The following is an 11,287-nucleotide window of genomic DNA, read 5'->3' on the forward strand; positions in this document are numbered from 1 at the left end:
CCGGCGGCTCGATCCGCCAGCCGGCCGCCTTCACCGGCACGGTCGGCATCAAGCCGACCTACGGCCGCTGCTCGCGCTGGGGCACGGTGGCCTTCGCCAGCTCGCTGGACCAGGCCGGCCCGATCGCCAAGACCGTCGAGGACGCGGCCCTGCTGCTGACCTCGATGAGCGGCCACGACCCCAAGGACTCCACCAGCCTGGACGTGCCGGTTCCCGACTTCGCAGCTTTCGTCGGCAAGTCGGTCAAGGGCCTGCGGATCGGCATTCCCAAGGAATACCGCGTCGACAACATGCCGGCCGAGATCGAGAAGCTGTGGGCCGACGGCATCGCCTGGCTGAAGGACGCCGGTTGCGAGATCGTCGAGATCAGCCTGCCGCACACCAAGTACGCCCTGCCGGCCTATTACATCGTGGCCCCGGCCGAGGCGTCCTCGAACCTGGCCCGCTACGACGGCATGCGCTACGGCCTGCGGGCCGAGGGCGCCAACCTCACCGAGGTCTACGAGAACACCCGCGCCGCCGGTTTCGGCGACGAGGTCAAGCGCCGCATCCTGATCGGCACCTACGTGCTGTCGGCCGGCTATTACGACGCCTACTACCTGAAGGCCCTGAAGGTGCGCCGCCGCATCGCCGAGGACTTCGACAAGGCCTGGGAAAAGTGCGACGCCCTGCTGACCCCGACGGCGCCGTCGGCGGCCTTCGGCCTGGGTGAGAACAGCAACGATCCCATCGCCATGTACCTGAACGACGTGTTCACGGTGACCACCAACCTGGCGGGCCTGCCGGGCCTGTCCCTGCCGGCCGGACTCGACGCCAACGGCCTGCCGCTGGGCCTGCAGATCATCGGCAAGCCGCTGGACGAGGGCACGGTGTTCTCGGTGGCCGGGGCGCTGGAGAAGGCGGCCGGCTTCAACGCCAAGGCCACGAAGTGGTGGTGATCCTCCACCGCTAGCAATCAAGAAGAAGGGCGGCCCCGCGAGGAGCCGCCCTTTTTCATTCTAGGCCGGACGCGACCCTACATCGGCGTGTCGGGCGCCGGGGTGACGGGGGTCACCGGGGCGGGCGCCAGGGCCGGGGCGACCGGGGCGGCGACCACCACCGGCGGAGCGGGCGGCGGTGCGACGGGGGCCGGAACGCTGGCGCTGGCGTTCGACGAGGCCGAGCCGGCGTCGGGCGCGCTGTCCGAGGCCGCGCGGCGGGCCGGGGCGGCGCGGCGAGCGGGGGCCGCACGCGGCGTGGTCTCGGCGCGGGCGACCTTGACGGGCGCGGGCTCCGGGATCGGCGTGGCGGCGGCGGGAACCGGCTGTGGCATGGGGCCCGGCAGGGCGGTTTCCGGCAGCGGCGACGGCGTCACCTCGGCCACCTGGGCCGGCGGGACCGCGCCGGTGGTCGGGGTTTCGGCCCGCTGGCTCATCAGGCCCCAGGCCAGGGCGCCGATCGCGACCAGGGCCACGGGGCCGCCGATCAGCAGCGGCAGGTGGGTTTTTCTCGAAGACTTGTGAGCCGTCGTGCGAGCATAGACCGGCGCGGCGGGAAACAATGCCGAGCCATCGTCCGAATGACTGGGCACGATGAACGGCTCGTTGGAATTGAGGTTCAGAACAGCCATGATTTCCTCCTGAGCGTTATTCTCATTCGAGGAGTCAAACGGGGGGCGAGTACGGCGGTTCCGCTCGGCATGAAATGGTCGCTGTGTTGACAAGAATTGGCCGTTTTTCTTGCTGCACTGCGCGAAAGCCATAGGTCACGCTCTCCCTCCCCCTTGTGGGGAGGGTGGCCGCGAAGCGGACGGGTGGGGGATCTCGCCATGAGCATCAAACGGGCAAGAGACTTGCGGAAGACCATGTCGGTGCAGGAGGTTCGCCTATGGGTGAGGCTGCGTGCCCTTAGAGCGGAGGGCTTCCACTTCCGGCGACAGGCGCCTCTGTTGGGCTATTTCCCCGACTTTGTCTGTCTCGCTCGTCGGATCGTGATTGAAATCGATGGTCCTCATCACGACGAGCCCGAACAGGCCGCCCACGATGCTCGCCGCGACCAAGTTTTGCTTCGTTCAGGCTTCCAAACCTTGCGCTTCTCGACCCAGGCGGTGCATGAGGATGTCGGCGCGGTGGTAGACGTAATTTGCCGTTCTCTCGACGCCGCGAGCCCCACCCGACCCCTTCGGGGCCACCCTCCCCATAAAGGGGAGGGACGGGATATGAACTAGTCGGCCATCCGCTTGGCCAGGAATTGAGACATGACCGAAACCGCCTCTTCCAAACAGATCCAAGGCCGCACCGGCCCCTGGGAAATCGTGCTCGGCCTCGAGATCCACGCCCAGGTCGCCAGCAAGTCCAAGCTGTTCTCCGGCGCCGCCGTCGGGTTCGGCGCGGGGCCCAACCAGCAGGTCAGCCTGGTGGACGCGGCCATGCCGGGCATGCTGCCGGTGCTGAACGGCTTCTGCGTCGAGCAGGCGGTGAAGACCGGCCTGGGCCTGAAGGCCCAGATCAACCTGAAGAGCCGGTTCGACCGCAAGAACTACTTCTATCCCGACCTGCCGCAGGGCTATCAGATCAGCCAGTTCGACCAGCCGATCGTCGGCGAGGGCGTCGTCACCGTCGAACGCGACGACGGCACCACCTTCGACGTCGGCATCGAGCGGCTGCACCTGGAGCAGGACGCCGGCAAGTCGCTGCACGACCAGGACCCCAACGCCACCTATGTCGACCTCAACCGAGCGGGCACGGCGCTGATGGAGATCGTCTCCAAGCCGCACATGCGCAGCTCGGAAGAGGCGGCGGCCTATGTGAAGAAGATCCGCACGATCCTGGTCTATCTGGGCACCTGCGACGGCGACATGGAGAAGGGCAACCTGCGCGCCGACGTCAACGTCTCGGTCTGCCGCCCGGGCGACTACGAGAAGTTCCGCGAGACCGGCAGCTTCAGCCACCTGGGCACCCGCTGCGAGATCAAGAACGTCAACTCGTACCGCTATATCCAGCAGGCCATCGAGTACGAGGCCCGTCGCCAGATCGAGATTCTGGAAGACGGCGGCAAGATCGACCAGGAGACCCGCCTGTTCGATCCCGGCAAGCTCGAGACCCGCTCGATGCGTTCGAAGGAAGAGGCGCACGACTATCGCTACTTCCCCGATCCGGACCTGCTGCCGCTGATCCTCGACCCGGCCTGGGTCAAGGCGATCGAGGAGACCCTGCCGGAACTGCCGGACGCCAAGAAGCAGCGTCTGCAGAGCCAGTACGGCCTGTCGGCCTACGACGCCGGCGTGCTGATCATCGAGAGCGACCGCGCCGACTATTTCGAGGCCGCCGCGAAAGGTCGCGACGCCAAGCTGGTGGCCAACTGGGTGACCAACGAGCTGCTGGCCCGGCTGTCGGCCGACGGCCACGAGATCGCCGACTCGCCGCTGCCGTCGTCGGACATCGCCCAGCTGGTCGAGCTGATCGAGAACGGCACGATCAGCTCCAAGATCGCCAAGGAGGTCTTCGAGCACATGTGGGCCGGCGAGGGGCGTCCGTCGGAGATCGTCGCGACGCGCGGCCTGGTGCAGATCAACGACACCGGGGCCATCGAGGCGGCGATCGACACGCTGATCGCGGCCAACCCCGACAAGGCCGCGGCGGTGAAGGAAAAGCCCCAGGCCATCGGCTGGTTCGTCGGCCAGGTGATGAAGGAGACCGGCGGCAAGGCCAACCCGGCCACGGTCAATGAGCTGCTGAAGAGCAAGCTGGGGCTGTAGGCTTCGCGCCGACCAAAACAAGAAGGGCCCGCCGCTCGCGCGACGGGCCCTTTTTCAGGTCTGGGACGCGGCCGTTACGGCTTGGGCGTCTCTGAGGCGCCGGCTTCGGCGGCCGGCTTGCGGTGCTTCTTGGCCTTCTTCTCGGGCTTGGCCGCCGGGGCGGCGGCGTCGGTCGCGGCCGGGTCGGACGTCGTGGCCGAACTCGGCGTGCCGCTGGAGGCGGCGCTGCTGGCTTCCGGCGCCGGGGCGGTCGCGGGGTCGGCCGAGGCGGACGGCGCGCTCTGGTCCGACGACGGCGCGGCCTGGGTGGTCTGGGCGGAAGGGTCGCTGGCCGGCGCGGTTTGCTGGGCCAGGGCCGATCCGGCGTAACCGGCGGCGGCCAGGGCCAGGACGGCGGCCGAGATGCGGAGATTGATCATGGGAGCGTCTTGTTGCTGTCGCGTCGGAAAGTGACACGACCGGCACGCTGGCCCCTGAATGCGGTCGCAATAACCCGTCAATCGGGCGATCTCGCCGCATAAACGGCGGGCATGCGGCGAAGGCGGCGCTCCCAAGACCAGCTCAGGAACACCGCCTCGCGCCTCAGGCGAACATCATCTAGTCGTTGATGATGTCGAAGATCAGGCCGGTGGCGATGGCCGCCAGCACATAGTCGTTGCCCGTGCGGTACCAGTAATAACCACGGGGTGGCGGTCGCAGGCGATAGTAGCCGTAGTCGTGGATCACATAGGTTTCGCTACGGTAGTAGGGTGGCAGGTAGCCGCCGCGACGCCATGAGCTGTAGCCGGGGCGGAAACCCGGGCGGCCATAGTAATAGGCCGGCGGCGGGCCGTAGCTCCAGCGGTTGTTGTAGTAGTAGCCGTTATGGCGGCCGTAGTCCCAGCGGTCGTGGCGATCCCAGCCGCGGTGGCGGCCATTGTCGTGGCGTCCGTCGCGGTCGTCCCAGCGGCCGCGGTCATGGCGACCGTCCCGGTCGCCCCAGCGGTCGCCTCGGTCGCCTCGGTCGTCACGATGTTCCCAACGGCCGCGATCCTGGGCGGCCGCGTCGTTCGCGACGACGGCCATCGGTCCGGCCACGGCGGCCACGGCGGCGATGGTGAGCAAAATGCGCTTCATATCCGACGTCTCCTTGTCTGTTTGGCGATCCTGCGACCGCCAATTCCCTCGACTTGACGCCAAGTTTCCGCCGGCGCGGCTGAACCTGATCTGAACGGGGCCGTCAGGCTACGGCGCAATTGCCGGACGCCGGCCTTGGCGCGGGCGCCGAGCGCGACCATGTTGGACGGAACATCATCAGGGAGCCACGCATGAGCGGTCCGATCGAACTCCACTACTGGCCCACGCCCAACGGCTGGAAGATCTCGGTGGCCCTGGAGGAGATGGAACTGCCCTACACCATGATCCCGGTGAACATCGGCGTGGGCGACCAGTTCAAGCCGGACTTCCTGGCCATCAGCCCCAACAACCGCATGCCGGCCATCGTCGACCCCGACGGTCCCGACGGCCAGCCGATCTCGGTGTTCGAGTCCGGGGCCATCCTGCAGTACCTGGGCCGCAAGACCGGCAAGTTCTACGGGACCAGCGAGCGCGAGCGGGTCGACATCGACCAGTGGCTGATGTGGCAGATGGGCGGGCTGGGCCCCATGGCCGGCCAGACCCACCATTTCCGCCAATACGCGGCCTCGATCGTCAGCGACCAGCGCCAGATCGCCTACGGCGCCATCCGCTATACCAACGAGACCCACCGGCTGTACGGCGTGCTCAACAAGCAGCTGGCGGGGAAGGATTTCATCTGCGGCCAATTGTCCATCGCCGACTTCGCGTGCTGGGGATGGGTTGTGCCGTGGAAAAACCAGGGCATCATTCTCGAAGAGTTTCCGCACTTGAAGGCGTGGTTCGAGCGCATGGCGGCCCGCGAGGCCGTGGAGCGCGGCTTCAAGCTGGGGGCTGAATTGCGCCGTCCGGCCTTGCAAACACCCGGAAAAGCGCAGGAAGAGGCCCGAAAGGTGCTGTTTGGCCAGCGCGCCCGTTAACGCGCTGTATACGGCGGTTTACATTCAGTAACACCAGTGAACGAGTCATGTATTCATCGCGGGATGCTGACTCGATTCATGATGTCGGCGCTCTTAACTATATGTTCAGCTGAGAAGGACTTCTCTGTCCCCAGGAGAGCTTGGCGCGGCCATGACGGCGGCGCGGGCTGGGAAGGGGAATTGAAGCCATGCTGATGAGTATCGAACCGCCGACCGCCATCCACGGCATCCCGCTGCCGACCGTCGACACCTCGGGCGACGAGCTGTTCCGGATGGGCCTGCTGTATTCGACGGGCCAGGGCGGCGCGCCGCTGGACTACGTCTCGGCCCACATGCTGTTCAACCTGGCCGCCATGCGCGGTTCGGTCGAGGCCAAGGTCTATCGCAAGGAAATCTCGCAGGAGATGGCCAGCGAGGATGTCGCCGAAGCCCAGCGCCAGGCGCGCGAATGGCTGGCCCACGGCTGAGCCTGAAAAGGCTCGGCCCACGTCTTCCCGCGACGGGGCCTCAGTTTCCGCTGAAGCCGTTGATCGCGTAGCTGAAGCTGATCGGCAGCAGGTCCCGGAAGTACTGCTGCATGAACAGGCCCGCCTCGGACACCCCGCTGCGCGGCACATAGACGACGTCGAACCGGCGTAGCGGCACCAGGTCCGCCTTGCCGCTGGTCATCCCCGACAGCAGATCGGCCGTGCGCAGCATGGCGCGACCATTGGGGCCCCGGCGAATGATCACCACCGAGCTGCGCTTGGACGAATTCTTGAAGCCGCCGGCCTGGATCACGGCCCGCAGGGCGTCGCCGTCGCCGGCCATGTCGTAGACCCCCGGATTGCCGACTTCCCCGCCCACGAACACCTTCAGCGGCGCCGTCGACTTGATGGACACCTGGGCCTGGGGCCGCAGCAGCTGGCTGGAATAGGCCTGGGTGATCGAGGCCTCCAGTTCGGCGATCGTGCGGTCGGCCGCCATCACCGGCGCGATCAGCGGCAAAGCGACGCGGCCGTCCGGCTGGACCACCACCGACTTGTTCAGCTCGACCGCCGAGGGCACGCTGACCTCGATCTCGTCGCCCGGATAGAACCGGTAGTCCGGTTCCTGGTCGCTCCAGTCGGCATAGCCGATATCGGCGAAATTGGCCGTGGTGCGGGCGGTGGGCGTGATCGGCTCGCCATCCACGTGGCCGCAGGCGGCCAACAGCGATGGGCCGCCTGCCGCGAGGACGAGAGCCGTGAGGAGGGTGCGCCTGTGCATGCGACAAGTCTTAACAGGAATGGGTAACCAAACCTTAAGCCGGGAACGACCAGGGTGAGGTCTAGATTGAACCCATCGGATTCGCATGTCGACGACGAGCGCCTGGACCAGCGTGCCGCACGATCCGCCGTCGCGTAGCGACTGGGCGGCCCGCGCCCGCTATGCGCCGACTGATTTCGTCACCCTGCTGTGGCGCGAGCGCTGGCTGATGCTGGGCGTGTTCCTGGCCATCTTCCTGATCGGCCTGGGCTTCGCCACCACCCTGAAGAAGACCTACACCGCCAGCTCCAGCCTGTTCGTCCGCCTGGGCCAGGAATATGTCTACGAGCCCCGGGCCGGCGACGCCGCCCGCGGCGCGGTGCCGGACGTCGACCAGGTGATCCAGTCGGAATCGGAAATCCTCGGCAGCGGCGAGCTGCGCGAGCGGGTGATCCGCAAGGTCGGTTTCGCCCGGATCTTCCCGTCCAGCGCCGCCAAATACGCCAGCGCCTCGCCCGAGGGTAAGCGCAAGCTGATCGCCGAGGGCCGCGACGCGGTGGCGCGCAGCCTGAAGATCGAGACCGCGCCCGACAATTCGATCATCCGGCTGTCGTACCAGAACGGGGATCCCGAGGTCGCCGAGAAGGTGCTCAACACCCTGCTCGAAGAGTACCTGATCTATCGCCGCAGCCTGCTGATCGGCGGCAGCGACAACGGCCTGGAGCGCCAGCGCGACCTGTTCGCCCAGAAGCTGGCCGAGAACGACGTCGCTTACCAGGCCTTCCTGTCGGGCAACGACATCGGCGACTTCACCGCCCAGAAGACCGCCCTGACCCAGCTGCAGGCCCAGGCCGAGTCCCAGAAATACGCCACCGAGGCGCAGCTCCAGGACCGCATGGGCCGCCTGGCCTCGGTGCAGGGCGAACTGGCCCGCACCCCGGCCGAGTCCGTGCTCTATCGCGACAGCGACATGTCGGCGAGCGGCAAGCTGGCCCAGCTGAAGCTGGATCGCGAGGGCCTGCTCTCGCGCTACCGTCCCGACGCCCAGCCGGTCCGCGACATCGAGGCCCAGATCGCCCAGCTGGAGCAGGGCGTGTCGTCGGGCCGCACCGCCGGCGACGGCGCCCGCCGCAGCGGTCCCAACCCGATCTGGCAGACCTTGCAGTCCACCCGCAACGACCTGTCGGCCGAGGTCGCGGCCCTGCAACAGTCGCTGGCCGCCTACCGCCAGCAGGTTCAGGACGTCAACCAGCGCCTGCTGCGGCTGTCCGAGCTGGAACCGACCTTCAACCAGCTGTCGCGCGACCGCGACGTGCTGTCGACCAACGTCCGCGACTTCACGGTCAAGGAGCAGCAGGACCAGGCCCAGCGCCAGATGTCGGCCGAGGGCAGCGACAACATCCGCATCGTCCAGCGCGCCGTGGCCCCCTCGACGGGCAAGAGCCTGAAGAAGCCGATCCTGGTCCTGGCCTTCCTGTTCGCCGGCTTCACCGCCGCCTGCGCCGGCCTGGTGCGCATGCTGCTGCGGCCGGGCCTGCAAACCCCGGCCTCGGCCGCCCGCACCCTGAACCTGCCGGTGCTGGCCACGGCGGCCTACAAGCGTTGACCCGCGCCGATCCGGCGCCAAGCTTGACGCTTCACAACCCTGAGCGCTTTCGTCGCCTTTCACGCGAACGGATTTGGGCCTTAAGGTAAACGGACTTCAACGCGCGGCGATTCGGCGAATGGTGGATTTGAACGTCGAGATGGCGGAGCTGTGGGGGTCCTTGGGCGCGCCCGCGCCCGGCCGCGCGCACGTCGTCCAGTTCGTTTCCGCCCGGCGCGGGGAGGGGACCTCGACCGCCGCCCGCGAATTCGCCCGCTTCGCCGCCAAGCGCGCCGGCCGCAAGACCTGGCTGATCGACCTGGACCTGGTCACCTCGCCGCAATACCAGGCGATCGCCGCCGACCCCGAGCGCTACGGCGGGCTGGGCGCGGGGGCCCCGGCCTCGCCCGACGGCTCGGCCTTCTTCACCGTCCAGCCGCCGGCCCCGAAGCCCGGCGGCGGCGTGTGGCCCGACGCCAAGTACCTGACCGCCCACAGCGTCGGCGGCCCGCGCTTCTGGGTGACCCGCTTCAACCGCGAGGCCCTGCGCGGCCGCCAGAAGGTCCACATCCTGCCCGGCGTCGAATACTGGGCCGCCCTGCGCCGCCACGCCGAGATCATCGTCGTCGACAGCCCCTCGGCCGACACCTCGCAGGCCGGCCTGACCCTGGCCCAGCACATGGACCAGACCGTGATGGTGGTCAGCGCCCAGGAGGCCGACGTGCGGCCGCCGGGCCTGCTGCGCGACGCCCTGGCCTCGGCCGGCGGCCGCTGCGCCGGGGTGTTCTTCAACCAGGCTTCGGTCCAGCCGCCGAAGTTCCTGAAGGCCATCCTGCCGTGAGGACCTGGCCGTGAGCGTCACGCACGGGGCGGCCCCCGCCGCGCCGGTCAGGCTGACGTTCCCGCGGATCGCGCTGTTCGGCCTGGCCGTCTTCGCCCTGCTGCTCTACAGCGGCGGCTGGGAATTGCCGGTGGTCGGCGAGAACGCCACCGAGGCTGGCTCGACCATCCTGCGCGTCGCCTATCTGCCGGCCTACGCCGCCGGCTTCGCGCTGATCGCCCTGCGGCCGGGCGCGAGTTTCCGGGTGTTGATCCGCCAGCCGTTCCTGCTGATCCTGCTGGCGGTGGCCGTGGCTTCGACGTTCTGGTCGGTGAACCCCGACCAGACGGTGCGGCGCTGTTTCGCCCTGGTCTGCACCACCCTGGGCGGGGCGGCCCTGGCGGCGCGGTTCCGCTGGCCGCGGCTGGCCGAGGTGGTCGGGGCGAGCTTCGCGGTGCTGATCGTCGCCTGTTTCGTGGTCTGCCTGGCCGTGCCGCGCATCGGCGTGATGACCGAGCTGTTCCCGGGCGCCTGGCGCGGCCTGTGGCGCGAGAAGAACGGCCTGGGCGGCATCATGGCCTTCGGCTTCTGCATCCTGTCGGCGGCGGCCCTGCTCAACCCCCGGCGCGCCCGGCTGTGGTGGACCTTCGCCGGGCTGGCCGTGGTGCTGGTGCTGATGTCGACCTCCAAGACCTCGCTGGTCTCGCTGATGCTGGGCGTCGGCGCGATCGGCTTCGTGCTGGTGGCCCGCCGCGGCCCGGCCGCCGGGGCGGCCGCCACCTGGGCCGGGGTGACCGGCGTCGTCCTGCTGACCGCCTTCATCCTGTTCGCCGCCGACGTGTTCTTCGCCATCCTCGGCAAGGACGCCACCCTGACCGGCCGCACCAAGATCTGGGCGGCGGTGATGCGCGAGGTCCAGGACCGGCCCTGGCTGGGCTACGGCTACCAGGCGGTGTGGGGCGACAAGAGCGGCTGGGGGCCGTTCGCCTGGATCAGCAAGAACGCCGGCTTCCAGGCCCAGCACGCCCACAACAGCTGGCTGGAGCAATGGCTGGGCATGGGTCTGGTGGGGGTGATCGCCTGGGGGCTGTTCTACCTGCAGACCATGACCCTGGCGGTGATCGCCGTGTTCCGCGACCGGGGCGGCGCCTTGCTCGCCTTCCCGTTCCTGGTCGTCTACAGCCTAGTGGCCCTGACCGAGAGCATCGCGGTCACCTACAACGACTTCCGCTGGGTGCTGTTCGTGGCCTTCGCGACCAAGCTGGCGTTCCCGGACCGCGAGGTCGAGGCGTAGGGACCTGCGGTGGGGGACACACACTCACCCCACGGTCTGGACTAGCCTTGCACCGGCTTTGCCGTGAGTGTGTGTCCCCGTCCCACGCCCAATCCCGTTTTGGAAGAGAGCATTCGCATGTTGCTGGCCGCCCAGATCGTCACCGGGATCGTCGCCCTGATCCACGTCTACATCGTCCTCCTGGAGACCGTGCTGTTCGACAGCCGGGGCAAGAGGGTGTTCGGCCTGACGGAAGAGGCGGCGGCGATCGTCAAGCCGGCCATGTCCAACCAGGGCTGCTACAACGGCTTCCTGGTCGCGGCCCTGGCCCTGGGCCTGTTCTGGCCGGACCCCACGGTGACCAAGGCTTTCGCGTTCTTCGGCCTGGCCTGCGTGGCCGTGGCGGGGGTCTGGGGCGGGCTGACGGTCAAGCGCTCGATCCTGCTGATCCAGACCCTGCCGGCGGTGGTGGGACTGGGGCTGTGGTGGGCGGCCTGAGCTTCGGCGCATCCTGAACCCTCTCCCAGCGGGAGAGGGAGGGGCCCAAGCGAAGCTTGGGAGGGTGAGGGATTACGCTGGTGCAGATCCGGACAGGGCGTGGGGGATGGGCGGT

General features: G+C 68.3%; 13 protein-coding genes. 9 read left to right on the forward strand and 4 right to left on the reverse strand.

What is annotated here, in order from left to right:
* Positions 1-938: amidase family protein (locus PMI01_RS15765; RefSeq protein WP_007670838.1), on the forward strand; the 938-nt coding region annotated here is incomplete at its 5' end.
* Between the two features lie 77 nt (positions 939-1,015).
* Here the strand turns inward: PMI01_RS15765 and PMI01_RS15770 are convergent.
* Positions 1,016-1,609, reverse strand: a complete 594-nt coding sequence (locus tag PMI01_RS15770; RefSeq protein WP_007670841.1) for a hypothetical protein — start codon at positions 1,607-1,609, stop codon at positions 1,016-1,018.
* 234 nt (positions 1,610-1,843) lie between these two features.
* On the opposite strand from PMI01_RS15770, the gene PMI01_RS28205 reads away from it, so the two are divergent.
* A complete protein-coding gene (locus PMI01_RS28205) occupies positions 1,844-2,206 on the forward strand; it encodes an endonuclease domain-containing protein (RefSeq protein WP_369743807.1) in 363 nt (120 codons plus the stop codon).
* A 30-nt stretch (positions 2,207-2,236) separates the two neighbouring features.
* Positions 2,237-3,736 carry an Asp-tRNA(Asn)/Glu-tRNA(Gln) amidotransferase subunit GatB gene (gene gatB / locus PMI01_RS15775; RefSeq protein WP_007670844.1) on the forward strand — a complete coding sequence of 500 codons (1,500 nt, stop codon included), beginning with the start codon at positions 2,237-2,239 and terminating at the stop codon, positions 3,734-3,736.
* 74 nt (positions 3,737-3,810) lie between these two features.
* On the opposite strand, the gene PMI01_RS15780 is transcribed toward gatB, so the two are convergent.
* The gene (locus PMI01_RS15780; protein ID WP_007670847.1) at positions 3,811-4,155 is read right to left on the reverse strand and encodes a hypothetical protein; all 345 of its coding nucleotides are present in this window, start codon (positions 4,153-4,155) and stop codon (positions 3,811-3,813) included.
* Positions 4,156-4,333: 178 nt separating this feature from the next.
* Positions 4,334-4,852, reverse strand: a complete 519-nt coding sequence (locus PMI01_RS15785) for an RcnB family protein (RefSeq protein ID WP_007670850.1) — start codon at positions 4,850-4,852, stop codon at positions 4,334-4,336.
* 191 nt (positions 4,853-5,043) lie between these two features.
* On the opposite strand from PMI01_RS15785, the gene PMI01_RS15790 reads away from it, so the two are divergent.
* Positions 5,044-5,769, forward strand: coding sequence for a glutathione S-transferase N-terminal domain-containing protein (locus PMI01_RS15790; protein ID WP_007670853.1), 726 nt, complete (start codon positions 5,044-5,046; stop codon positions 5,767-5,769).
* Between the two features lie 188 nt (positions 5,770-5,957).
* Complete coding sequence (locus tag PMI01_RS15795; RefSeq protein WP_007670856.1) at positions 5,958-6,236, forward strand: sel1 repeat family protein; 279 nt, start codon at positions 5,958-5,960, stop codon at positions 6,234-6,236.
* Between the two features lie 40 nt (positions 6,237-6,276).
* Here the strand turns inward: PMI01_RS15795 and PMI01_RS15800 are convergent, their stop codons facing one another.
* A complete protein-coding gene (locus PMI01_RS15800) occupies positions 6,277-7,017 on the reverse strand; it encodes a polysaccharide biosynthesis/export family protein (RefSeq protein WP_007670859.1) in 741 nt (246 codons plus the stop codon).
* 85 nt (positions 7,018-7,102) lie between these two features.
* On the opposite strand from PMI01_RS15800, the gene PMI01_RS15805 reads away from it, so the two are divergent.
* The 4 genes from PMI01_RS15805 to PMI01_RS15820 all read left to right on the forward strand — a co-directional run bounded on the left by PMI01_RS15805 (position 7,103) and on the right by PMI01_RS15820 (position 11,172).
* A complete protein-coding gene (locus tag PMI01_RS15805; protein ID WP_007670862.1) occupies positions 7,103-8,602 on the forward strand; it encodes a GumC family protein in 1,500 nt (499 codons plus the stop codon).
* A 118-nt stretch (positions 8,603-8,720) separates the two neighbouring features.
* On the forward strand, positions 8,721-9,422 hold the full coding sequence (locus tag PMI01_RS15810; protein ID WP_007670869.1) for a hypothetical protein: 702 nt from the start codon (positions 8,721-8,723) through the stop codon (positions 9,420-9,422).
* Between the two features lie 10 nt (positions 9,423-9,432).
* The gene (locus tag PMI01_RS15815; protein ID WP_007670871.1) at positions 9,433-10,695 is read left to right on the forward strand and encodes an O-antigen ligase family protein; all 1,263 of its coding nucleotides are present in this window, start codon (positions 9,433-9,435) and stop codon (positions 10,693-10,695) included.
* Positions 10,696-10,812: 117 nt separating this feature from the next.
* Complete coding sequence (locus PMI01_RS15820; protein WP_007670873.1) at positions 10,813-11,172, forward strand: DUF1304 domain-containing protein; 360 nt, start codon at positions 10,813-10,815, stop codon at positions 11,170-11,172.
* Positions 11,173-11,287 lie beyond the last annotated feature (115 nt).

The organism is Caulobacter sp. AP07 (assembly GCF_000281955.1).
Lineage (GTDB): Bacteria > Pseudomonadota > Alphaproteobacteria > Caulobacterales > Caulobacteraceae > Caulobacter.

What these genes read in the sequence shown, in the direction of transcription:
- gatB (WP_007670844.1), top strand. Translation starts at nt 2,237, where the DNA reads ATGACCGAAACCGCCTCTTCCAAACAGATCCAAGGCCGCACCGGCCCC.
- PMI01_RS15805 (WP_007670862.1), top strand. Translation starts at nt 7,103, where the DNA reads ATGTCGACGACGAGCGCCTGGACCAGCGTGCCGCACGATCCGCCGTCG.
- PMI01_RS15820 (WP_007670873.1), top strand. Translation starts at nt 10,813, where the DNA reads ATGTTGCTGGCCGCCCAGATCGTCACCGGGATCGTCGCCCTGATCCAC.
- PMI01_RS15780 (WP_007670847.1), bottom strand. Translation starts at nt 4,155, where the DNA reads ATGATCAATCTCCGCATCTCGGCCGCCGTCCTGGCCCTGGCCGCCGCC.
- PMI01_RS15790 (WP_007670853.1), top strand. Translation starts at nt 5,044, where the DNA reads ATGAGCGGTCCGATCGAACTCCACTACTGGCCCACGCCCAACGGCTGG.
- PMI01_RS28205 (WP_369743807.1), top strand. Translation starts at nt 1,844, where the DNA reads ATGTCGGTGCAGGAGGTTCGCCTATGGGTGAGGCTGCGTGCCCTTAGA.
- PMI01_RS15770 (WP_007670841.1), bottom strand. Translation starts at nt 1,609, where the DNA reads ATGGCTGTTCTGAACCTCAATTCCAACGAGCCGTTCATCGTGCCCAGT.
- PMI01_RS15795 (WP_007670856.1), top strand. Translation starts at nt 5,958, where the DNA reads ATGCTGATGAGTATCGAACCGCCGACCGCCATCCACGGCATCCCGCTG.
- PMI01_RS15810 (WP_007670869.1), top strand. Translation starts at nt 8,721, where the DNA reads ATGGTGGATTTGAACGTCGAGATGGCGGAGCTGTGGGGGTCCTTGGGC.
- PMI01_RS15785 (WP_007670850.1), bottom strand. Translation starts at nt 4,852, where the DNA reads ATGAAGCGCATTTTGCTCACCATCGCCGCCGTGGCCGCCGTGGCCGGA.
- PMI01_RS15800 (WP_007670859.1), bottom strand. Translation starts at nt 7,017, where the DNA reads ATGCACAGGCGCACCCTCCTCACGGCTCTCGTCCTCGCGGCAGGCGGC.